Here is a 20,658-nt window from a genome sequence, read left to right as displayed (position 1 = left end):
AACTCCACTACGCCCGGAGGTCTTCTTCGTGATCAATCACCGATGGCCATGTGTCACCAAGATCTCGGCCAAGTACACCTAGAGTCACCGCGCGGCGGCGCCACGCTTGAGCGCCTTACGGTGCCTGAACCGGGTCTTGCTCACAAAGTCGACCACGTGACGGGGTCGTGGTGAGCGTCTCGCCGCGCTTGAACGGGGTGCGAGCCCTGGTTTCAGAGTGAGTTGCGCGACCGTGCCACGCGGAGCGCCTCGTCGCGCTTGTAACCGGGTGCGGAGCCTCCTGGTCTCAGAGCGATTGCGCGGTCGCGCGATGTTGAGTGTTTCAGCCCGGTTGTGTTCCCCCAGTCAGGTGCGGCGTCGGGTGTCAGAGCCAGCCGCGTGACCGAGCCACGCTGAGGGCCTCGGCGCGGTTGCGTGCGCCGGTCTTGCCGATCGCCGAGGACAGGTAGTTGCGTACCGTTCCCTCGGTCAGGAACAGGGCGTGGGCGATGTCGGACACGCTCGCTCCGCCGTCGGCGGCGCGGAGGACGTCACCTTCCCGCACCGTCAGCGGGTTGGCTCCTACGGCCAGCGCGGTCACCGCGAGCTTCGGGTCGACGACGCGTTCGCCGGCCATCACCCGGCGTACGGCGGCGGCGAGTTCGGGGGCGGGTGCGTCTTTCACCACGAAGCCGGACGCCCCGGCGTCGAGTGCGCGGCGCAGGTAGCCGGGCCGCCCGAACGTCGTGACGATGATCACGCGCACCCCGGCCAGTCGCTCGGCGACCTCCAGGCCGGTCAGCCCCGGCATCTCGATGTCGAGCAGCACCACATCGGGTTGGTGGGCGGCCACCGCGGCGAGCACCTCGTCGCCTCTGGCGACCTCGGACACCACCTCGATGTCCGGTTCGAGCCCCAGCAGCGCCGCCAGGCCGCCTCTGACCAGATCTTGGTCGTCGGCGATGAGGACGCGGATCACGGCACCTCCACGCGGAGCCGGTAGCCGCCGCCGGGCAGGCCGCCCGCCTCCAGGGTGCCGCCGGACGCCTCGATCCGCTCGGCCAGACCGAGCAGGCCGGTGCCGGGCACCACGGGGATCAAGGCCTGGCCGTCGTCGCGGACCTCCAGGCTGACCCCTCTCGGACCGTGGCCCAGGGTGATCCAGCATTCGGTGGCCCGGCTGTGCCGGAGGACGTTGGTCGCCCCTTCACGTACGACCCAAGCCAGTAAGGACTCGGAGCCGGGCGGGACGGGGCCCGCGCCCGAGACGGTGAGCCGGATCCCGGCGAGGTCGAGTGCGGCCTCGGCGTTGCGCAGCTCCTCCGGCAGCGACACCGCGCGATATCCGGCCACCGCGTCGCGCACGTCGTCGAGGGCCTGGCGGGCGGTGCGCTCGACTCCGCCCATCTCTTCGGCGGCTCGGCCGGGATCGGTCGTGGTCAGCCGGGCGGCGAGCTGGCTGCGGATGGTGATCGAGGTCAGCGTGTGGCCGAGGATGTCGTGCAGGTCGCGGGCGAACCGGAGCCGCTCATTCTCCACCGCGAGCCGCTCGCTCTCGGCTCTGGCCACGTTGAGCTGGGCGATCAGACCCCGCATGTGGGCGAGGGCCTGGACGGCCGCCCCCTCCAGCGCCATCGCGAGCGGCAGCCACCACACGAAGCCCTCACCGGCGCCGAGCAGCACCAGGACGTTCACCACGATGGCCACGAGCACCCCGGCGGCCAGGAAGGGCAGGGTTCCGAGCACGGAGATCACGTAGAGCCAGGAGGTGTACGCCCAGGGCGCCCCCAGCAGCGGATAGAGCCCCGCCGCTGCCGCCAGCAGGAGCCCGGCGCTCAGGTGGTCGGGGCCGGTCGCGCTGAAGACGCGCCACATGACCCGCTTCCAGCAGACGGCGAACACCCCGGTCAGCGCCACGATGCAGAGGATCTGCCAGAGGGGAGGGCGCTCGCGGAACGCCTCCCACAACGGCCAGAGCAGTATGAACAGCCAGCCGAGCGAGATCAGTCGCGCGAGCGTCAGCACCCGGTGGTTCACCTCCACGCGGCCCCCCGATATCGCCACACCCCGAGCAGCACGAACAGTGCCGTCCACCCCGCCAGCACCAGCACCGACGTGCCGGTCGGCGGCAGCCCGTCGAGCGCCCGCCATCCCAGCGACCCCGCCTGGTACGCCGGACTGTACTCGGCCACCGCCCGCAATCCCTCGGGCATCCGCGACACCGGCAGCCACAGCCCGCCGAGCACCGCCAGGAGGAAGAACACCACCATGATCGCGATGTTCGCCGTCTGGCCTCTGAGCGCGTAGCCGATGGCCACTCCCAGGGCCGCGAACGGCACCACCCCGGCCCAGATGAGCAGCGGCAACGCGAGCCAGGTGCCGACCGGCAGCCGAACCCCGCCGAGCAGCCACCCGGCCGCCAGGACGATCACCACACTCGGCAGCACGGCCAGCATCCCCGCGACCAGCTTCGACACGATGTAGCCGTGGGCGGGCAGCGGTGTGACCGCGAGCTGCCGGAGCCACCCGTTCGCCCGCTCCAGCGCGATCGCCCCGCCGATGAACAACGCACCTCCCATCGCGCCGTACGTCGCCATCGACACCATGGACACCGGCCCGGAGGCCAGGTCGAGCACTTTCGTCCACAACAGATAGAGCAGGACGGGGAACCCGGCCAGGAAGATCAGGTTGACCGGGCTCGACATCCCGCGCCGCACCTCGAACAGCAGGAAGGATCGCATCATGCCCCCTCACCGGTCAGGCTGACGAACACGCTCTCCAGGTCGATCCCGGCCGTGCGCACGTTCCGCACCTCGTCGAACGTGGCGAACAGCGCCCGCAGCGTCGCGTCGGAGTCGCCGGTCCGCAGGGTCGCCGCGCTCCCGTCGACCAGCACGTCGTGGACGCCGGGCAGCGCCCGCAGCCGCCGGAGATCCATGGTGTCGAGCGTGACCCGCACCTCCGTGCCTCCCACCAGAGCCTTGATCTCCTCGACCGGCCCGTCGGCGACGACCCGGCCACCCGACAGCAGCACGACCCGGTCGGCGTGGTCGTCGGCCTCGGCCAGGTAGTGGGTGGCGAACACGACGGTCCGATCCCGCACCTCCAGCCAGAGCGCCCGCCGGGCGTCGACGTCGAGCCCCACGGTCGGTTCGTCGAGGATCAACAACTCGGGATCGCCCGCCAGCGCGAGCGCGAACCTGACGAGCTGCCGCTCGCCGCCCGAGAGGGCCATGACCCGGCGTTCGGACAGGTCACCAAGGTCGAGCAGCGCGTGGCGGGGATACATTCCGGCCACGGCGGCGACCAGGTCGCTCACCTTCACGTCTTCGGGCAACCCGGCGTCCTGGAGCAGCACCCCGATCCGCCCGGCCGCCAGCGCCTCCTGCGGCGGACGCCCGAGTAGCCGGGCGGTCCCAGAGCCGGGGGAGAGCAACCCGAGCGCGATCGACAGGAGCGTCGTCTTCCCGGCCCCGTTGGGCCCGAGCAGCGCGACCTTCTCGCCCTTACGCACATGCAGGCTGACACCGTCGAGCGCGGTGATCTCTCCATATTTCTTGGTCAGGTCAGTGAGTTCCAACATGGAACCAGCGTCGCCGGACGCGCCGACGCGCTGTAGTGCCGCCGATCAGCCCGCCCCGGATGACGAATGTCATACCGCGCCCCGCGCGCGAGGCCCTGGGCCTCGCGACAGTCTCCGCACCCGCACGGCCGGGCTACTCCGAAGTGCGGTCCCGGGTCATTGGACGGTGTGCCGGGTTTGTTCAACGTGTGGTCTCGGATCTTTGGACGGTGCCTGAGCCCGCCTTGTGGCCTCGATCTCTGGAGAGCGTCCGCGTCCCCACGGTGTGCCGGGTTTGTTCGACGTGTGGTCCTGGATTTCTCGATGGTGTCCGCGTCTGCTTGGTGTGCGGGGCTAAGAGGTCCTAACAGAATGACTCTGGTGCCGGACAATGCGCCGTTGCCCAGCGCCGCCGATGCAGGTGATGCATCTCGCCGCGTTTTGCTGGCTTCATTTTGTTAGGAGCTCTAAGTGTGGCTTCGGGTCTTTTGAACGGTGCCTGCGCCCGCTTGTCGTGCCGAGCGAGGTGTGGCCTCGATGTCTGGGGAGCGCCCGCGTCCCTACGGTGTGCTGGGCTGGTTCGACGTGTGGCCCGGGTCCGTGGGGCAGTCCCCACACCCGCACGGCCGGGCCCGTTCGAAGTAGGTCCCGGGTCTATGGAGAGTGCCCGCCCGGCATGCCGGGCTTGTTCGAGCACGTGGTCCCGGACCTCTCGAACAGGGCCGCCGTCGACCGGGAGGCTCGTGGATCTTCCTAGATCGGCCTCACAGGGCTCATCATCGGGCCGGGGTGATCATGTGAAGCCGTTCCCGTGTAGCTGTTGCGGACATCTCACGCAGGAGAACGGGCCGGGCAGCTGGGAGATCTGCTCCGTCTGCTTCTGGGAAGACGACATCACCCAGCTCAGATGGCCCTTGCTCGACGAGGGCGCCAACCGCGTATCCCTCGTCGAGGCCCAGAAGAACTTCGCCCTCTTCGCGGCCAGCGAGCGAAAGTCCCTTCCCCACGTCAGACCTCCCCGCCCGTCGGAGCGCGTCGCCGCCGGATGGCGGGTCATCGACCTGGCGATCGACCGGTTCGAGCCGACCGATCGGCAGTTGCACCCCTGGCCATCCGACTACACGGTTCTGTACTGGTGGTCGCCCGGGTTCTGGCACCCGATGGCCCGCGACGAAACGAAGATCATGAGAAAGAAGTCCCGGCTGGACGACATGTGCTCCGACCTGATGCTCCAGGATCTCGCCTCCGCCATCGAGCACCTGCGCGCCACGCATCACTCCCGCGCGGAATCCATCTGGGTGGTATCGAGAGTGTTCGGAATATCCCAAGCAGAGGCGAAGGAAAGGATCATGTCGCTACCGCGATCGCAGTAGGCCGGGGACGTCCTTCAGGAGGAGGGGACCTCTCCGGGGGCCGCCTACCCTGATGTCCGTGAAGGTGCGGCGGAGGGCGGTAAGTCCCCAGGTCGTCGATGGTGCGACGGCGCTGGTCCTTTTCGCGCTCGTGGTGATCACTCCCTCGGCCGGCATACGGCTGGGTGACGTGCCCCCGCCCGTCTTCGTGCTGCTGGGGGCGGTGAGCTGTGGCGCGCTGGCGTTCCGGCGCCGGGCGCCGCAGGTGGTGCTGGCGGTCACGACCGTGGTGGCGTTCGTCTATCCCGAGCTCGGCGGCGATCGGGTGCTCGACCTGATGCCCGCGATCGCCCTCTACACCGTGGCCACGCGCACGCCCCGGCGGCGGGCGTGGCTGGCGGGTGCCGTGGTCGCGCTCGCCCTGGGCGGGTGGCGGGTGGTGTCGCCGGGGGAGTCGTGGCTGACGCCCGAGGTGCTGGCGCAGGTGGCCTGGGTGGGGATGCCGGCGGCCGTCGGAGACGCCGTGCGCAGCCGCCGCGCCTATGTGGCCGCCATCGAAGACCGGGCCCGGCGGGCCGAGGAGAGCAAGGAGGAGGAGGCCGAGCGGCGGGTCATGGAGGAGCGGCTGCGGATCGCCCGGGAGCTGCACGACGTGCTGGCGCACCACATCGCGCTGATGAACGTCCAGGCGCAGGTCGCCGAGCACGGGCTCGACCACGACGTCGAGCAGAGCCGTCAGGCGCTGCGGCACGTGCGGCACGCCGGGAAGCAGGCACTCGGGGAGTTGCGGACGACGGTCGGGCTGCTGCGCGGTCCGGGCGTCGAGGAAGAGTGGCCGACCGAGCCCTCGCCGGGGCTCGACCGGCTGCCCGATCTGGTGTCCTCCTTCACCGCGGCGGGGCTGCGGGTGCGGCTGAAGACCCCGGCCGGGCGGCCGGACGGTGAGGAGGTGCCGGTGCCCGTGGAGCTGGCGGCGTTCCGGATCGTCCAGGAGGCGCTCACCAACGTGAGCAAGCACGCCCCGGCGGCGCACGCGCAGGTGCGGCTGGCGGCGACACCCTCCGCGCTGAGCATCGAGGTCAGCGACGACGGCGGCGACGGGCGGGTCCGGAGGCACGGCGACGGCGACGGCCATGGGCTCATCGGGATGCGGGAGCGGGCGCTGTCCCTCGGGGGCCGGTTCACCGCGGGCCCGCGGTCGGGCGGCGGGTTCCGGGTGTACGCCCTGCTCCCGTACGACGACGGCGGCCGATGAGCGTCCGGGTGCTGCTGGTCGACGACCAGGTGCTGGTGCGGGCGGGGTTCCGCGCCCTCATCGACGCGGCCGACGATCTCCAGGTGGTCGGGGAGGCCGGTGACGGGCGGGAGGCGGTCCGGCTGGCCAGGGAGGGCGGGGTCGACGTCGTGCTGATGGACATCCGGATGCCCGGGATGGACGGACTGGCCGCCACCCGGCAGATCACCGCCGATCCGGCGCTGGCCGAGGTGAAGGTGCTCGTGCTGACCACGTTCGAGATCGACGAATACGTCTTCGCGGCGCTGCGCGCCGGGGCCGGTGGCTTCGTGAGCAAGGGCGTGGAGGCCGCCGACCTGCACGAGGCGATCCGCGTGGTGCACAAGGGGGAGGCGCTGCTGTCACCCTGGGCCACCCGCAGCCTCATCACCCGCTACCTGGCCAGTCCGGGCGCCGGGCGCGAGCACACCCCCGACGAACTGGCCGCGCTGACCGAACGCGAGCAGGAGATCATGGCACTGGTCGCGGGCGGGCTGACCAACGACCAGATCGCCGACCGGCTCGGCATCTCGCGGACCACCGCCAAGACCCACGTCAACCGGGCCATGCTCAAACTCGGCGCGCACGACCGCGCCCAGCTCGTGATCATCGCGTACGAGACCGGCCTGGTGCACCCGCGACCGCGGTAGCGGAGCGGGCCGGATACTGCGGTCGCGGTAGCCGCGAACCGTTCTTCCGGCGGACATTTTCGCAGGTGAGCGCCGCAAGGCTGAACGAGTGACCATTCTGACAAGGCTGAGCCTGGCCAACCGGGCTCTGGTGATGCTCGTGACGCTGGCGGTGACCGCGCTCGGTGTCTATACGATCCCGCTGCTCAAACAGCAACTGCTCCCGCCCCTGACCTTCCCCCAGGTGTCGGTGAGCGCCGCCTATCCCGGGGCCGCCCCCCAGATCGTCGAAGACCAGGTGACGATCCCGCTGGAGGAGGCGCTGCGCGGGCTGGAGGGCGTCACCAAGGTGACCTCCACGTCGCGTGAGGCCGGTTCCTCGGTCCGGATCTCGTTCGACTTCGGCGCCGACATCGACGCGGCCCGCGCCGCCGTGCAGCAGGCCGCCGACGGTGTGCGGCTGCCCACGGGCGTCGAGCCCCGCGCCTCGGTGGGCAGCTTCGACGACCTGCCGGTGATGCAGATCGCGGTCAGCTCCACCGGCGACCAGCGGCAGCTCGCCGACGACCTGGACACCCACGCCATCCCCGCGCTGAACGCCGTCGAGGGCGTCAAGCAGGCCACCGTGACCGGGGTGCGCGCCCAGACGATCACCATCACGCCCGACCCCGCCAAGCTGGCCCGGCACCGCCTGGACCCCTCGGCCATCGCCACCGCCATCCGCGACTCCGGCACCGCCCGGCCCGCCGGAACCCTCACGCAGGAGGGGACCGCGCTGACCGTCCAGGTCGGCAGCCCCTTCACCTCTCTGGACGATCTGAGGAACCTCCCCGTCTCGAAGGTGCGGCTGGCCGAGGTCGCCGATGTGACCCTGGCGGAGAGCACCGCCACTTCGTACACGCGGACCAACGGCACACCGAGCCTGGGCATCTCGATCACGATGGCCCCCGACGGCAACGCGGTGTCGATCTCCGACGCGGTGCGCGCGGCGCTGCCCGGCCTCGTGAAGGGCGCCGAGTCCACCATCGTCTTCGACCAGGCCCCGGCCGTGGAGAAGGCGATCGACGACCTGCTCACCGAGGGCGTCCTCGGACTGGTCATGGCGATCATCGTCATCCTGATCTTCCTGCTGTCGGTACGGTCCACGCTGGTCACGGCCGTGTCGATCCCGCTGTCGGTGCTGATCGCGCTGATCGCCCTGTGGGTCGAGGGCCACTCGCTCAACATGCTCACCCTGGGCGCGCTGACCATCGCCATCGGCCGGGTGGTCGACGACTCGATCGTCGTGCTGGAGAACATCAAGCGCCACCTGTCCTACGGCGAGGAGAAGCACCGGGCCGTCATGGAGGGCGTCCGCGAGGTCACCGGCGCCGTCGTCGCCTCGACGCTGACCACGGTCGCGGTGTTCCTGCCGATCGCCTTCGTCGGCGGCCTCGTGGGCGAGCTGTTCAGCGCCTTCTCCATCACCGTGGCCGTCGCGCTGGTCGCCTCGCTGCTGGTGTCGCTGACGGTCGTCCCCGTGCTGAGCTACTGGTTCCTCAAGGCGCCCAAGGACGGCGACCGCGAGCGGGCCGAGCAGCGCGAACGCGACAGCGTGCTGCAGCGGGCCTACATCCCCGTGCTGCGCTTCGCCGTCACCCGCAAACTGCCGACGCTCGCCGCAGCCCTGGGCATCTTCATCGTCACGCTCACCCTGGTGCCGCAGCTCAAGACCAGCCTCATCGAGGACGGCGGCCAGAACACCGTCAGCATGAGCCAGACGATGCCGCCCGGCACCTCCCTGGACGGGACCGACACCCAGGCCAAGCGCGTCGAGAAGATCCTGACCGGGATCGACGCCATCACCTCCTACCAGGCGACCGTCGGCGGCGGCGACCCCGGCCGGGCGAGCTACTCCCTCACCGTCGGCGACGAGGACGACGTCGCCGCCGTCGAGACCGAGCTCCGCGAGCGTGTCGCCGCGCTCGGCCCGGAGGCGGGCAAGATCACCGTCGGGGTGAGCGGCGGCTTCGGCGGCGACCAGCTCGCCGTCGTGCTCCAGGGCGGCGACCTGGACGCCCTGCGCCAGGGCGCCGACAGTGTCCAGGCGGCCATGGCCACCATTCCGGGGATCACCGAGGTGACCAGCGGCATCGCCGACACCTCGCCCCGCATCGACGTCGCCGTCGACCGCGCCAAGGCCGCCGAACGCGGGCTGAGCGAGGCCGTCATCGGCCAGGCCGTCGCCCAGGCCTTCACCGGCACCACGGTCACCCAGCTCTCCTTCGACGGCACCACCGCCGACGTCGTGCTGGCCCCCGAGGAGGTCCCCGCCTCCCTGCCCCAGCTGGAGAACCTGCCGCTGGGCCCCGGTCTGACGCTGGGCGACGTCGCCACCGTCGAGCAGGTCCAGGGCCCGGCCTCGGTCAACCGGGTCGACGGCGAACGCAACGTCACCGTCAGCGGCAAGAACACCGGCACCGACCTCGGCGCCGCCACCGGCACCCTGGAGACCAGGCTCGCCGACCTGAAACTGCCGGCCGGGGTCACCTACAGCGTCGGCGGCGCCAGCGCCGACCAGTCGGACGCGTTCGACAGCCTGTTCGTCGCCCTCTTCGCGGCGGTGGCCCTGGTGTTCTTCGTCATGGTCGCCACCTTCCGCAGCCTCATCCAGCCGTTCATCCTGCTGGTGTCGATCCCGTTCGCCGGCACCGGCGCGATCACGCTGCTGCTGGTCACCGGCACCTCGCTCGGCCTGGCCGCGATGATCGGCATGCTCATGCTCGTCGGCATCGTCGTCACCAACGCGATCGTGCTGATGGACCTGATCAACCAGTACCGCCGTCAGGGCGTGCCGCTCCAGGAGGCGATCATCGAGGGCGGCCGCAAGCGCCTGCGCCCGATCCTCATGACGGCGCTGGCCACGATCTTCGCGCTGCTGCCCATGGCCCTGGGCATCACCGGAGGCGGCGGGTTCATCTCCAGGCCGCTGGCCGTGGTCGTCATCGGCGGCCTGCTCAGCTCCACCCTGCTGACGCTGGTCCTGGTCCCGACGCTGTACGCCATCGTCGAGGGCCGCAAGGAGAAGAAGGCCCCGGTCACGACGGAGCGGGTGCTGGCAAGAGTTCGATGACGTCGCGGTAGCCGGTCGACACCACCCGGCCCGGGGCCAGTCCTGCGCCCCGGGCCAGGTGCACCAGCTGGTCGACGGTCCGCTCGCGGCCCAGGCAGTAGGCGAGCATGCGCAGGTTCATCTCCGTGTTGATCACGCCGCCGTTCGCCTCCTCGATGACGATCACCGGGCCGCCCCTGGCGCAGTTGGCCAGGATGCGGGCGGCGTCGGCGTCGCTCCAGTCGTGGAGCACCCGAGACAGCACATAGCCGCCCGCCCCGCCGGGCAGCGGATCGAAGAAGCTTCCGGTCAGCGCCCGCCCCCGGTCGGCGAGCCCGGCCGCCCGCAGCGCCTTCTCGGCGGTGGTGGCCGGGGCCGGGAGGTCGATCACCGTCCCGCGCAGCGACGGGTGGGCCGTCAGCAGGCCGATCAGCAGGGTTCCGTCGCCGCCGCCCACGTCGATGACGTCGCCGAGCGCGGCCCAGTCGTAGGCGGCCGCCACCTCGGCGACCTCCTGGGAGCCCATCGTGCGGTCGAACGACTCGGCCACCTCGGGGTGGGCCGCCAGGTCCTCCCAGAACCCGTGGCCGAACCGCTGGGGGAAGGCGGCCTCGCCCGTGCGGACGGTGTGGAGCAGCTCCACCGCGCTCAGGTCGGCGCGGCCGATGGCGCCGGTCAGGTCGATCTGCGAGCGGACGCGCTCGGGGTGGTCGTCGCGCAGCCACTGGCCGTCGTCGGTCAGGGCGTAGGAGCCGTCGTCGCCGCTGAGGAAACCGGCGGTGACGAGGTGGTCGAGAACGCGTACAAGAGGATCTTCGGCCACCCCGAGACGGGCCGCGAGGGCCGGGCCGGTGGTCACCCCGGCGGCGATGGCGTCGGCGACCCGCAGGGTCGCGGCGACGCGCAGGGCCATCGGGGTGTAGAGGTCGGCGGCGCGCCACAGCGGGCCGCCCCACGTCTCGGCCATGCCGGTCTCCTCTCAGGCGTCGGTGATCAGGGAGTCGAGCACGGCCTCGCGGCTGGTCGCGGCGGGCGGGCCGTAGCGCCGGGTGCTGTCGAGCGACTCCAGGCCGAGCAGTTCGGCGACCACGACGGGATCCCTGCCGGCACGGATGAGCTGGGTGGCGAAGGTGTGGCGCAGCACCAGCGGGCTGAAGGGGTCGTCGGGGTCGGCGAAGCCGGTGATGACGTCGCGGGCCGCGCGGTCGCTCAGGCGGGCGCCGCGCTTGTTGAGGAACAGCGCCGGTTCGGCGTCGGCGCCCTTCCAGTCGGCCCGGACCTCCAGCCAGCCGGTCAGCACCGCGCGCAGGTCGGAATGCACGGGTACCAGCCGGGACCTGCCGCCGCGCACGGCCAGGCCGTCGGGGCGCACGTCGGCCAGGTCGAGCCCGACGACCTCGGAGGTGCGCAGCCCGGCCAGGTAGGGGAGCAGGGCGATGGCCCGGTCGCGCGGGGTCGCGGTGTGGCGCACCCGGCCGAGGTAGCGGCGGACCCGCCCGGCGTCGAGGGCGCGCGGGGCCGGGTGACGGACGGTGCGTTCGCGGCGGGCCTCGGGTCTGCCGACGCCGCGCCGGGCGTAGAAGTCGTCGAGGGCCGACAGGTAGGTGTCGATCGTGGCCGGCGCCCGGCGGGCGCTCTTGAGGTGGTGCCGGAAGGCCTCGACCGCGCCGGTCGCCGTCGCCGGATCGGTCAGCGGGTCGCCGTCGAAGGTGGAAAGGGCCAGCCACGACAGGTATCCGCGCAGGCGGGAGACGTATTTCCCCTTGGTCGATGCCGCCAGGGGCGCGGTGGCGAGCGCGGCGGCGTAGTCGGCCAGCACGGCGTCGGTCCCTCCGGGTGTCACCTTTCGATTCTACTTCCGGAAACACGGAATCCCGGAAGTGGTGGGGTAGTGTGAGAAGACCGCCATCAGCGAGGAAGTGCCGTCATGACCGTTCTGGAAGCCACGGCGCCGACCGTCCTGCACCTTTCCGGGGACATCGACATCTTCACCACCGCCGACCTGCGCCGGCGTATCCTCCACGCCCTCGACCCCCGCATCGACGAGCTGATCCTCGATCTGTCGGCGGTCACCTTCTGCGGCGCCGGTGGGCTGGGCGTGCTGCTCCACGCCCAGCGCCGGGCCCGGATGATGGGCATCACCCTCAGCCTGTCCGGTGTCACGCCCCGGATGGCCCGGCTGCTGCACATCACGGGGCTGACCGACCGGTTCCCCGTCGCCGACTGATCAGAAGCCCGGCATCGCGGCCTTCCCGGCGACGACCGTGCTGGTGAGCGTGCCCACCTCGGCGATCGAGATCGTGATCTCGTCGCCCGCCTTCAACGTGAACGGCAGCTCCGGGACCAGACAGGTCCCGGTCGCCAGGATCACGCCGTCGGGGAAGACGTCCTCCCGGAACAGGTAGCCGACCAGGTCGTCGAGCTTGCGGTGCAGCTGCCCGGTGCTCGCCTGCCCGTTCCACACCTCCTCGCCGTCGCGGGTGATCGTCAGTTCGATCCCGAGCGTGTACGGATTCGCGACCTCCCACACCGGCCTGATCGCCGGACCGGTGGCACAGCCACCCAGGTAGATCTTGGCCTGGGGCAGGTAGAGCGGGTTCTCGCCCTCGATCGTCCGCGAGCTCATGTCGTTGACCACGGTGTATCCGGCGATCTCGCCGAACCGGTTGACCACCAGGCCCAGTTCCGGTTCCGGTACGTCGATCTCCGAGTCGCCCCGCACCGACACGTGCCCGCCGTGCCCGGTCGCCCGCCAGGCCACCGACTTGAAGAACAGCTCGGGCCGGTCGGCGTCGTAGACCAGGTCGTAGACGTCGGCCGCCTGCTCGCTCTCGACCATGCGGGCCGCCTTCGAGCGCTCGTACGTCACCCCCGCGGCCCACACCTCCATGCGGTCGTCGAGCGGCGGGAGCAGGCGTACAGAGGACCGGTCGTGGCGCGGGCCGTCGGCAGCGGCGAGCAGGTCGCGCAGCTCCTCCACCGTCAGCCGGAGCAGCTCACCGATCGAGCCGTCGAGCTCGATGATGTGGACGCCGTCGTCGAGACCGATCGTGGCCTGACCGCTGGCCGGGCCGATAAACCGCACGATGTGCACGTAACCGCTCCTTTGGGTGGTTCTTGCGTCCTATCTAACCGCTCGGCCGGATGAACCCGCACTCGTAGGCGGCCACCACGGCCTGCACCCGGTCGCGGACGCCGAGTTTGGCCAGGATGCGGGTGACGTGGGTCTTCACCGTGGCCTCGCCGAGGAAGAGCACCCGGCCGATCTCCGCGTTCGACAGTCCTTTCGCGACCTCGCGGAGCACCTCGCGTTCCCGGTCGGTCAGCCCGCCCAGCCGGTCGGGGGAGGCGGGCGGATGCCGGACGTAGGTCTCCACCAGGCGGCGGGTCACCGTGGGGGCGAACAGCAGGTCCCCGGCGTGCACCGACCGGATCGCCGCGGCGATGTCCTTCGGCGGCGAGGTCTTCAGCAGGAACGCGCTGGCCCCGGCCCGCAGCGCCCCGAACACGTATTCGTCGAGGTCGAACGTGGTCAGCACGATCACCTTCGCCGCGGGCCTGCGCCCCAGGACCAGCCGGGTCCCGTCGATGCCGTCGCCGCCCGGCATCTGGACGTCCATCAGCACGACGTCGGCCTCGTGCGCCGCGGCCGACCGGGCGGCGGCCGGACCATCCGCGGCCAGGCCGACGACGGAGAAGCCCGGTTCGGCGTCCAGGATGGCGCCGAGACCGCTGCGGACCAGCTCGTGGTCGTCGGCGATGACGATACGGATCACGACGGGACCTCCAACGGGAGCCGGACGAGCAGGGTGAACGTGCCGCCGGACGGCCCCGCCGAGAGGGTCCCGCCGAGCGCCCTGACCCGCTCGGCCAGCCCGACCAGGCCGAACCCGCTCTCCGTGTGGGCGGAGCCGCCCGGCGGGAGGGTGTTGCCGACCCGGATCTCGACCATCCCCGCACCGGTCGTGGCGGTCAGGGTGACGTCGCTGCCCGGGGCGTGCCGGACCACGTTCGTGAGGGCCTCCTGGACGGTCCGGTAGACGGCGCGGTCGACCTCGGGGGAGCCGATCGGGGGCAGGTCGAGACGGTGGTCGATGCGCAGGCCGCTCGCGGTCATCCGGGCGATCAGCGCGGAGAGGTCGCCCTCGGGCCCGGGATCGCCGGTGTCGAGCAGCCGGGCCAGCAGGTCGAGTTCGGCCAGGGCGTGCGCGCCCGCCTTCCCGACCTCGGCCACCGCCCGAGCCGAGGCGGCCGGATCGCGGCCGGCCAGCGCCAGTGCCGCTCCCGCCTGGACGACCATGACCCCCACGGCGTGGCTGGTCACGTCGTGCAGGTCCCGGGCGACCCGGAGCCGCTCCTCCCGGACCGCCGCCGCCACCATCGCCCGGGTCTCCGCGTTGATCCGGTCGGTGCCGGCGCGGGCCGCCCGCTCCTCGCGGTCGCGCTCGGCCCAGAGGTAGGCGGCGGCCGCCCCCAGGGCCAGCAACGCGAGCTCCAGCGGCTCGTTGCCCGGGGCGGCGAGCCGGACCTGGGCGAACCGGGCGAGCGCCAGCAGGGCCAGCGCGGCCCAGGCCCGCCGCGACGTGCTGCCGCCGACGGCCCAGGCCAGCATCAGATCGACCCCGACCAGCCAGAACCCGCCCTCCATCGGCATCCGCCAGCCGATCGCGGCGACCGTGGCGGCGACGGCGGCCAGGCACGCGAGGGCGGGATCGACCCGGCGCACCACGACGGCCCCCACCATGACCAGGGCGAGCGGCCCGCCGTGCTCGGCGAGCGCGAGCCCGGCCAGCACGAGCGAGGCGGCGACGTCGGGCCACCACGGCCCGGCGGGCGTCGCGCTCCGTGGCGGGGACTCCGGTGCGGTCTCCTCGCGCCGGAGCAGACCCAGGAGCCGCCGTAGGTCGGTCACCGCCGAATGGCCACGCCGCTGGACCTCGGTCAGCGCCGCGTGGCCGGCGCCCGGCCGGGACGCGTGGGCGTGCATGGCGGCCACCGCCTCCCGCACCAGCGCGACGGTCTCGCGGGCGAGCCGGGCCCGTTCGCCCGCCGCGACCTCGGCCGCCACCCGGGCGGGATCGCGCGCGGTGGTCTCGGCCAGGGCCCGCTCGGCGTTCCGCGCCGATTCCGTACGCCGCCGCACCAGCACCCCGAACACGACGGTCCCGCCCAGCACGATCGCCGAGAACACCGCCGACGGCGCGTCCTGCCGCCAGGCCACCAGCCCGGCGGCCACCGCCGTCCACCCGGCCCCGGCGAGCCGGGTCGAGTAGCGGCCCAGGCCGAACGCCCCGGCGAGCACCGGCGCCACCAGCGCGGGCCCGTCGAGCGCGCCGCCGAGACCGACGTACACCGCCACCAGCCCGAGCAACCCCGACGCGGCGGCCACCGGACGGGCCGGGAGCAGCGCCACCGGCAGCGGGGTGAGCAGCGCCAGGAGCCACCCGTGGCGCGGGTCGAAAGCGACCACCCAGACGCCGCAGGCCAGGGGGAACAGCCACTGCCGAACGGTCACGTCGTCACGGTAGACGCGCGCCGCCCGGCCCGGGATCCCCCTTGAGTCTGACCCGGCGGACTCCGCCTCGGCGGACGCGGCGGCCCATGCCCGGAGCCCACGCTGACGGCACACCGAAACGAAGGGACCACGTCATGGCCATCCGCGTTCTGGGCGCCGCCTCGATCCTCGCCGCCCCCGTGCTGACCTGCGCCGCAGACCAGCTCCGCATGGCGGCCGAAGGGGCCGCCACCGAGACCGGCATCGTCACCGAATGGGGCAGGGAGCAGGCGGTCGCCCAGTCGGCGTCGATCGCCGCGAACCTCGGCACCTACCAGGCCGCCGCCTGGCTCGCCCTGGCGGCGGCGCTCGTCGGCGTCCCGGCCGTCGTCGCGCTCTGGTGGGCGGCCAGGGACACGACCTGGGCGCGGGTGGGCCTGGTCTTCGGCGTGCTGGGGGTGATCGGCCAGGTCGTCCACCTGGTCGCCTACTACGGGCTTCAGCTGGGGTTCGCGACCGGCTTCGACCCCGGGCTCGGCTACGACCTGACCGGCGTCCTGGAGGGACAGGCGTTCTTCACCGCCCTGTTCGTGCCGTACTTCTTCGCCTTCCTGGCGTTCCTCCCGCAGTCCGTCGGGCTCTACCGGGCCGGGCAGATCCCGGTGTGGGCGATGGGGGTCGTGGTCGCCGGGACGATCGCCTTCGCCGTGCTCGGGTCGACGCCGGTCGTGTCGGCTGTGTGGCTGGCCGCCCTGCTGGCCGGGCTGGCCCCGCTCGCCCTCCGGATGGCCAGGAACTAGGGCGCGGTGACGCTCGATCCGTCGCCGACGTGCAGGAGCGCGTCGGCGCCGTCGAGGGTCGCGGGGGTAAGAGGGAAGTAGCCCTGCTGCGGGGTGGTGTCGGTGCGGGTCGCGCCCTCGGGGAGTGCGGTGGTCAGGCCCCACGCCGGGAAGTCGAGACGGCCCTCGTAGGTGGCCGGATCGGGGTCGGCGAGGCCGACGGCCGGGCTGCGGCCGAGGCTCGCGGCGATGAAGGCGTAGCGGTCGCCCCACAGCGCCGCCACGATCGAACCGGCGCCGTGCCAGGTCACCGCGCGGTCGCCCATCTTCCAGGTGCTCGGGTTCTTCTGCAGGTGGGCGTTGTGGGCGAAGACGAAGGTACGGCCCCGGCGGGCCTCGATGTCGCGGATGGCGAAGAGGTTCTCGGCCATCAGGACGTCGCGGATGCCGAGCAGCAGCACCATCCGGTCGCGCGGGTCGGCGAGAGGGACGGCCGCCTTGGCGTGGTAGCGGAGCAGGCCGATCCCGGTGGTGAGGTGTGTCCTGGCCCGGATCCAGTCGGCCCTCGGGACGTCGGGCGCCTGGGCGTACAGCCGCACGAGCATGTCGTCGGCGAGGATCCGCGCCTTCCCGGCCTCGGGGGAGGCGCCGGGGGACTCGGTGTAGTCCATGATCGCCTCGGTGCGGTGCCAGCGTTCGTCGTCGCCGAGCAGGCCGGCGAAGTCGTGGTCGAGGCCCAGGTGGTCGCGGGCGTGTTCGAGGTGGCGGCGCGGGCTGGGGGCGTTGTAGTTCTCGGTCTCGGCGTCGAAGCCGTGGAAGGTGAGGCGGTCGGCCTCCGGCAGCTTCTCGTTGTGGTCGCGCATCCAGGTGACGAGCGCCCGGTAGTGATCCTTGACGCCCCAGTCGTGGCTGAAGCCGTCGCGCATGACCGTGTCGAGGTCGTGGGAGCCGCCCTGGACGTAGTCGTTCACGAGGAGCGCGGCGCTGCGGCCGGTTTCGAGGGCGATCGAGCGGAAGCCCTCGGCGGCGAGCCGGGCGAGGAAGCCGTTGCGGAGCCACCCGAAGGCGGGCTCGGTGTGGGTCGGCTCGCCGAGGCCCAGCAGTTCACATGACGAAGGGACGAAGTCGCGAATCTCCTGACTCATGTCCCGCAATCGTATCGTTGAAGCACCGGTTGAGACTTTCGATGGCATTTCTCCATTTCACAAGAGATAAAGTCTCCAACCGTGAGACCGGCCGACCTCGCCCGCGAACACGGGCTCTCGACCCAGGCGGTGCGCAACTACGAGCAGGCCGGGTGCCTCCCGCCCGCCCGCCGCACCCCCAGCGGCTACCGGATCTACACCGAGGCCCACGCGGTGGCGCTGCGCGCCTTCCTGGCGCTGGTTCCGGCGTATGGGCACGCGACCGCCACCGACATCATGAACGCCGTCCACCGCGACCGGCTCGACGAGGCCCTGGCCACGATCGATCGCGGGCACGCCCAGCTGCTGCGCGACAGGGAGACGCTCGACCTGGTCCGCGGAGCCGTACACCACCTGGCGGAAAGGCCGGCCGACCCGGTGGTGAAGACGATCGGCGCGCTGGCCCGCTGGCTGGAGCTGACCCCGGCGACGCTGCGCAAATGGGAACAGGCGGGCATCCTCGACCCGGCCCGCGACCCCGCGACGGGCTACCGGGTCTTCCGGGCCGACGACATCCGCGACGCCGAACTCGCCCACCTGCTCCGGCGCGGCGGCTATCCGCTCGCGCACATCGCCACGGTGGTGCGGCAGATCCGCACGGCGGGGGGCACGGCGTCGCTGTCGCGGGCCCTCGACGACTGGCGGGGACGGCTCACCCGCCAGGGGCTGGCCACGCTGCACGGGGCGGCGCGGCTCAGCGACTACCTCTCACTTGTGGGTGCGCAGGATCCGTCTCTCGACCAGCCCGAGGATCACGTCGCACAGCTTGCCGAGCGCCGCCAGTAGCAGGATCGCCAGGAGCAGGATGTCGGTCCTGCCGGTGTTCTGGCTGTCGGTGAGCATGAACCCGAGGCCCATCGACGACGCGATCAGCTCGGCGGCGACCAGGAACAGCCAGCCCTGGGCCAGCCCCAGCCGCAGGCCCGAGAAGATCGCCGGGGCGACGCTGGGCAGCATGATGCGGCCCAGCAGCTCACCGCCCCGCAGACCGTAGGCGCGGCCGACCTCGACGAGATGCGCGTCGGCGTGCGCGAGCGCGGCCGAGATCGTGGTGTAGACGGGGAAGAAGCTCCCGATCGCCACCAGCGTGATCTTCGGCCCCTCGCCGATGCCGAGCCACAGCACCAGCAGCGGCACCCAGGCCAGTGACGGCACGGCGCGCAGCGCCGCGATGCTGGGCGCGACGACCGCCCGCACCCACGCCGACAGCCCGACGACGGCCCCGAGCAGGAACCCGAGCCCGGCCCCCGCCGCGAAACCGATCAGCACCCGCTGGAGGCTGATCGCGATGTGCGTCCACAGCGAGCCGTCCCCGGCCAGCTCGCCCAGCGCGTCGAGGACCGACAGCGGCGGAGGGAGCTGGGCCGAGGAGTAGAGGCCGCTGGAGGCGGCGAGCTGCCAGACCACCAGCAGCACGACCGGCAGGATCAGCCCCGCGACCACCGGCCTGCGGCTCTTCCCGGCGGGACGCTTCCTGACGGGCTTCCCGGTCTCGCCGGGCGCCTCGGTGACCGTCACGGCTTGGCCGCCGCCTCGGCGAACTTCGGCTCCAGCAGGCTGTCGAGGGCGGTCCGGGCGTCCTGCTCGGTCTTGACCTGCTTCTCCTCGACGAGCGTCGGCAGGATGCGCTCCAGCACCGCCTTCTGGTCGGCGCCGGGAACCAGGCTGCCGGTCAGGTTGGTGCGCTCGGTGATGACGAGCTTGGCGACCTCGGGGGAGACCTTCGACTCCTTCGCCAGCAGGGCGACGGCGGCGTCGGGGTTCTTCTGGATCCAGTCGCGCGCCTTGGCGTAGGCGTTGATGGTCGACTGGACGAGGTCGGGGTGCTCGGTGATGAACGCCTCGCGGGCGTTGAGGAAGCCGTAGGAGTTGAAGCCCGGGTTCCGGTAGATGAGCTTCGACCCGGCGTCGACCTGGCTCTGCGCCATCAGAGGGTCGAGCCCGGCCCACGCGTCGACGTCGCCGCGCTCCAGAGCGGTCTTGCCGTCGGCGTGCTGGAGGTTGACCACCTCGACGTCGGTCGCCGCGAGGCCGGCCTCGTGCAGCGACTGGAGGAGGAAGAAGTAGGGGTCGGTGCCCTTGGTGGCCGCGACCTTCTTGCCCTTCAGGCCCGCGACGTCGGCGATCGCCGAGTCCTTGCCGACCACGATGGCCGCCCACTCGGGCTGGCTGAAGATGCCGACGGCCTTGATCGGCGTCCCGTTGGAGCGCGCCTGGAAGGCCGCGGCCCCGGCGGTGGAGCCGAGGTCGATCACGTTGCCGCGCAGGTTCTCGTTGGCCTTGTTGCTGCCGGCCGACAACGTCCAGGTGACCTTGACGTTCTTGGCGGCCAGGTCGGTCTCGAGCCACTTCTGGTCGCGGATGACCAGGCTGGCCGGGTTGTAGTAGGCGTAGTCGAGCCGCAGTTCGGTCTGCGCGCCGCCGCCCTCGGCCGCCGGCTGGCCGGTCGAGTCCTCACCGCTCACACAGGCGGTCGCCAGCGTGGCGGCCAGCGCGAGGGCCAGCGTGATCCGGAGTCTGCTCATCGTGCGTGGATCTCTCTTTCCAGGGGGGTACGTCGCGGCACGCCGAGGCCTGCCAGCAGTTCGGACCTCAGCTCGGCCAGTTCCGGCTGATGATGGTCACGGGGCCGATCGCCCGGCACGTCCAGGACGACGCTCACTCCGGTGGGAGCGCCTCCCAGCAGGACGACCCGGTCGGCCAGTTTCAACGCCTCGTCGACGTCGTGCGTGACGAGGATCACGGTGGTCCCCGACCTCCGCTGCACGTCCTCGACGAGGTCCTGCATCCGCAGCCGTGTCAGGGCGTCGAGCGCGGCGAACGGTTCGTCCAGCAGCAGCACACCGGGCTTGCGGGCGAGGGCGCGCGCCAGCGCGGTGCGCTGGGCCATGCCCCCCGACACCTGCCGGGGCCGGTAGTCGGCGAAGCCCTGGAGTTCGACCTCGCCGAGCCACTGACGGCTCTCGGTGTCCCGCTGGTTCCTGGGCAGGTCACGGGGCAGCCCGAGGGCGACGTTGCCCGCGAGGGTCCGCCAAGGGAGCAGGCGCGGCTCCTGGAACACGACGGCGCAGCGGGGGTCGATCCCGGTGACGTCGTGGCCGTCGACCCGGACGGTTCCCGACGTGGCCGTGTCGAGCCCGCCGACCATTCTCAGTAGCGTGGACTTGCCACAGCCCGACGCGCCGAGCAGCGCGACGACCTCACCGGGAGCGATCTCAAGATCGATGTCGTGCAGCACGACATGGTCGCCGAAAGCCCGGCCGACGCCGCGCAGCGAGACACCTGCGGGTGCGGTAGTGATCGTCACGAAACGGA

General features: G+C 71.8%; 20 protein-coding genes. 7 read left to right on the top strand and 13 right to left on the bottom strand.

The genetic code is table 11. The features are described from left to right. Positions 1-364: 364 nt before the first annotated feature. Genes ACYQ78_RS11375 through ACYQ78_RS11360 form a run of 4 tightly spaced genes read right to left on the bottom strand, consistent with a single transcriptional unit; the run spans position 365 to position 3,562 of the window. Entirely contained in the window at positions 365-958 is a 594-nt protein-coding gene (locus ACYQ78_RS11375) for a response regulator (RefSeq protein ID WP_459800738.1), read from the bottom strand. Beyond that, positions 955-2,022, bottom strand: a complete 1,068-nt coding sequence (locus ACYQ78_RS11370; protein ID WP_459800737.1) for a sensor histidine kinase — start codon at positions 2,020-2,022, stop codon at positions 955-957. The genes ACYQ78_RS11375 and ACYQ78_RS11370 overlap by 4 nt, the downstream gene beginning before the upstream one ends. After that, entirely contained in the window at positions 2,013-2,723 is a 711-nt protein-coding gene (locus ACYQ78_RS11365) for an ABC transporter permease (protein ID WP_459800736.1), read from the bottom strand. Before ACYQ78_RS11365 ends, ACYQ78_RS11370 begins: the two co-directional genes overlap by 10 nt. After that, the gene (locus tag ACYQ78_RS11360; protein WP_459800735.1) at positions 2,720-3,562 is read right to left on the bottom strand and encodes an ABC transporter ATP-binding protein; all 843 of its coding nucleotides are present in this window, start codon (positions 3,560-3,562) and stop codon (positions 2,720-2,722) included. Before ACYQ78_RS11360 ends, ACYQ78_RS11365 begins: the two co-directional genes overlap by 4 nt. A gap of 776 nt (positions 3,563-4,338) precedes the next feature. On the opposite strand from ACYQ78_RS11360, the gene ACYQ78_RS11355 reads away from it, so the two are divergent. The 4 genes from ACYQ78_RS11355 to ACYQ78_RS11340 all read left to right on the top strand — a co-directional run bounded on the left by ACYQ78_RS11355 (position 4,339) and on the right by ACYQ78_RS11340 (position 9,907). Next, on the top strand, positions 4,339-4,914 hold the full coding sequence (locus ACYQ78_RS11355) for a CPCC family cysteine-rich protein (RefSeq protein WP_459800734.1): 576 nt from the start codon (positions 4,339-4,341) through the stop codon (positions 4,912-4,914). A 58-nt stretch (positions 4,915-4,972) separates the two neighbouring features. Next, positions 4,973-6,148 (top strand): sensor histidine kinase, encoded by a 1,176-nt coding sequence (locus tag ACYQ78_RS11350; RefSeq protein ID WP_459800733.1) that lies wholly within the window; start codon positions 4,973-4,975, stop codon positions 6,146-6,148. Continuing rightward, positions 6,145-6,816 carry a response regulator transcription factor gene (locus tag ACYQ78_RS11345; RefSeq protein WP_459800732.1) on the top strand — a complete coding sequence of 224 codons (672 nt, stop codon included), beginning with the start codon at positions 6,145-6,147 and terminating at the stop codon, positions 6,814-6,816. The genes ACYQ78_RS11350 and ACYQ78_RS11345 overlap by 4 nt, the downstream gene beginning before the upstream one ends. Positions 6,817-6,904: 88 nt before the next feature. Next, positions 6,905-9,907 carry an efflux RND transporter permease subunit gene (locus ACYQ78_RS11340; protein ID WP_459800731.1) on the top strand — a complete coding sequence of 1,001 codons (3,003 nt, stop codon included), beginning with the start codon at positions 6,905-6,907 and terminating at the stop codon, positions 9,905-9,907. Here ACYQ78_RS11340 and ACYQ78_RS11335 read toward each other — a convergent pair. Together ACYQ78_RS11335 and ACYQ78_RS11330 are read right to left on the bottom strand one after the other, a co-directional pair. After that, positions 9,873-10,853 carry a methyltransferase gene (locus ACYQ78_RS11335; protein ID WP_459800730.1) on the bottom strand — a complete coding sequence of 327 codons (981 nt, stop codon included), beginning with the start codon at positions 10,851-10,853 and terminating at the stop codon, positions 9,873-9,875. The genes ACYQ78_RS11340 and ACYQ78_RS11335 overlap by 35 nt on opposite strands. A gap of 12 nt (positions 10,854-10,865) precedes the next feature. Further along, complete coding sequence (locus tag ACYQ78_RS11330) at positions 10,866-11,729, bottom strand: tyrosine-type recombinase/integrase (RefSeq protein WP_459800729.1); 864 nt, start codon at positions 11,727-11,729, stop codon at positions 10,866-10,868. Positions 11,730-11,813: 84 nt separating this feature from the next. Here ACYQ78_RS11330 and ACYQ78_RS11325 point away from each other — a divergent pair, with 84 nt between their 5' ends. After that, positions 11,814-12,113 (top strand): STAS domain-containing protein, encoded by a 300-nt coding sequence (locus ACYQ78_RS11325; RefSeq protein WP_459800728.1) that lies wholly within the window; start codon positions 11,814-11,816, stop codon positions 12,111-12,113. Here ACYQ78_RS11325 and ACYQ78_RS11320 read toward each other — a convergent pair whose 3' ends face one another. From ACYQ78_RS11320 to ACYQ78_RS11310, 3 genes are read right to left on the bottom strand one after another with little or no spacing between them, the layout of a single operon-like run. Continuing rightward, positions 12,114-12,980, bottom strand: coding sequence for a fumarylacetoacetate hydrolase family protein (locus ACYQ78_RS11320; RefSeq protein ID WP_459800727.1), 867 nt, complete (start codon positions 12,978-12,980; stop codon positions 12,114-12,116). A gap of 34 nt (positions 12,981-13,014) precedes the next feature. After that, positions 13,015-13,662 carry a response regulator gene (locus ACYQ78_RS11315; RefSeq protein WP_459800726.1) on the bottom strand — a complete coding sequence of 216 codons (648 nt, stop codon included), beginning with the start codon at positions 13,660-13,662 and terminating at the stop codon, positions 13,015-13,017. Beyond that, positions 13,659-15,401, bottom strand: a complete 1,743-nt coding sequence (locus tag ACYQ78_RS11310; RefSeq protein WP_459800725.1) for a sensor histidine kinase — start codon at positions 15,399-15,401, stop codon at positions 13,659-13,661. The genes ACYQ78_RS11315 and ACYQ78_RS11310 overlap by 4 nt, the downstream gene beginning before the upstream one ends. A 134-nt stretch (positions 15,402-15,535) precedes the next feature. Between ACYQ78_RS11310 and ACYQ78_RS11305 the strand changes: the two genes are divergently transcribed. Continuing rightward, positions 15,536-16,180: a hypothetical protein gene (locus ACYQ78_RS11305; RefSeq protein ID WP_459800724.1), complete on the top strand. Its 645-nt coding sequence runs from the start codon at positions 15,536-15,538 to the stop codon at positions 16,178-16,180. Here ACYQ78_RS11305 and ACYQ78_RS11300 read toward each other — a convergent pair. Then, positions 16,177-17,304 carry an erythromycin esterase family protein gene (locus ACYQ78_RS11300; protein WP_459800723.1) on the bottom strand — a complete coding sequence of 376 codons (1,128 nt, stop codon included), beginning with the start codon at positions 17,302-17,304 and terminating at the stop codon, positions 16,177-16,179. The two genes, ACYQ78_RS11305 and ACYQ78_RS11300, sit on opposite strands and share 4 nt — an antisense overlap. A gap of 81 nt (positions 17,305-17,385) precedes the next feature. Here ACYQ78_RS11300 and ACYQ78_RS11295 point away from each other — a divergent pair, with 81 nt between their 5' ends. Beyond that, positions 17,386-18,129, top strand: a complete 744-nt coding sequence (locus ACYQ78_RS11295; protein WP_459800722.1) for a TioE family transcriptional regulator — start codon at positions 17,386-17,388, stop codon at positions 18,127-18,129. Here the strand turns inward: ACYQ78_RS11295 and ACYQ78_RS11290 are convergent. From ACYQ78_RS11290 to ACYQ78_RS11280, 3 genes are read right to left on the bottom strand one after another with little or no spacing between them, the layout of a single operon-like run. Next, positions 18,052-18,861, bottom strand: coding sequence for an ABC transporter permease (locus tag ACYQ78_RS11290; protein ID WP_459800721.1), 810 nt, complete (start codon positions 18,859-18,861; stop codon positions 18,052-18,054). The two genes, ACYQ78_RS11295 and ACYQ78_RS11290, sit on opposite strands and share 78 nt — an antisense overlap. Then, positions 18,858-19,868 (bottom strand): aliphatic sulfonate ABC transporter substrate-binding protein, encoded by a 1,011-nt coding sequence (locus ACYQ78_RS11285; protein ID WP_459800720.1) that lies wholly within the window; start codon positions 19,866-19,868, stop codon positions 18,858-18,860. Before ACYQ78_RS11285 ends, ACYQ78_RS11290 begins: the two co-directional genes overlap by 4 nt. Continuing rightward, a complete protein-coding gene (locus tag ACYQ78_RS11280) occupies positions 19,865-20,650 on the bottom strand; it encodes an ABC transporter ATP-binding protein (protein WP_459800719.1) in 786 nt (261 codons plus the stop codon). The genes ACYQ78_RS11285 and ACYQ78_RS11280 overlap by 4 nt, the downstream gene beginning before the upstream one ends. Between the last annotated feature and the right edge of the window lie 8 nt (positions 20,651-20,658).

This window comes from Herbidospora sp. RD11066 (genome assembly GCF_054661255.1).
Note: the sequence above shows the minus strand (reverse complement) of the source record. Positions and strands in the feature narration are given on the sequence as shown.

Coding starts and splice junctions, on each gene's coding strand:
- ACYQ78_RS11365 (WP_459800736.1), bottom strand. CDS start 2,723: ATGATGCGATCCTTCCTGCTGTTCGAGGTGCGGCGCGGGATGTCGAGC.
- ACYQ78_RS11360 (WP_459800735.1), bottom strand. CDS start 3,562: ATGTTGGAACTCACTGACCTGACCAAGAAATATGGAGAGATCACCGCG.
- ACYQ78_RS11300 (WP_459800723.1), bottom strand. CDS start 17,304: ATGAGTCAGGAGATTCGCGACTTCGTCCCTTCGTCATGTGAACTGCTG.
- ACYQ78_RS11325 (WP_459800728.1), top strand. CDS start 11,814: ATGACCGTTCTGGAAGCCACGGCGCCGACCGTCCTGCACCTTTCCGGG.
- ACYQ78_RS11345 (WP_459800732.1), top strand. CDS start 6,145: ATGAGCGTCCGGGTGCTGCTGGTCGACGACCAGGTGCTGGTGCGGGCG.
- ACYQ78_RS11305 (WP_459800724.1), top strand. CDS start 15,536: ATGGCCATCCGCGTTCTGGGCGCCGCCTCGATCCTCGCCGCCCCCGTG.
- ACYQ78_RS11285 (WP_459800720.1), bottom strand. CDS start 19,868: ATGAGCAGACTCCGGATCACGCTGGCCCTCGCGCTGGCCGCCACGCTG.
- ACYQ78_RS11335 (WP_459800730.1), bottom strand. CDS start 10,853: ATGGCCGAGACGTGGGGCGGCCCGCTGTGGCGCGCCGCCGACCTCTAC.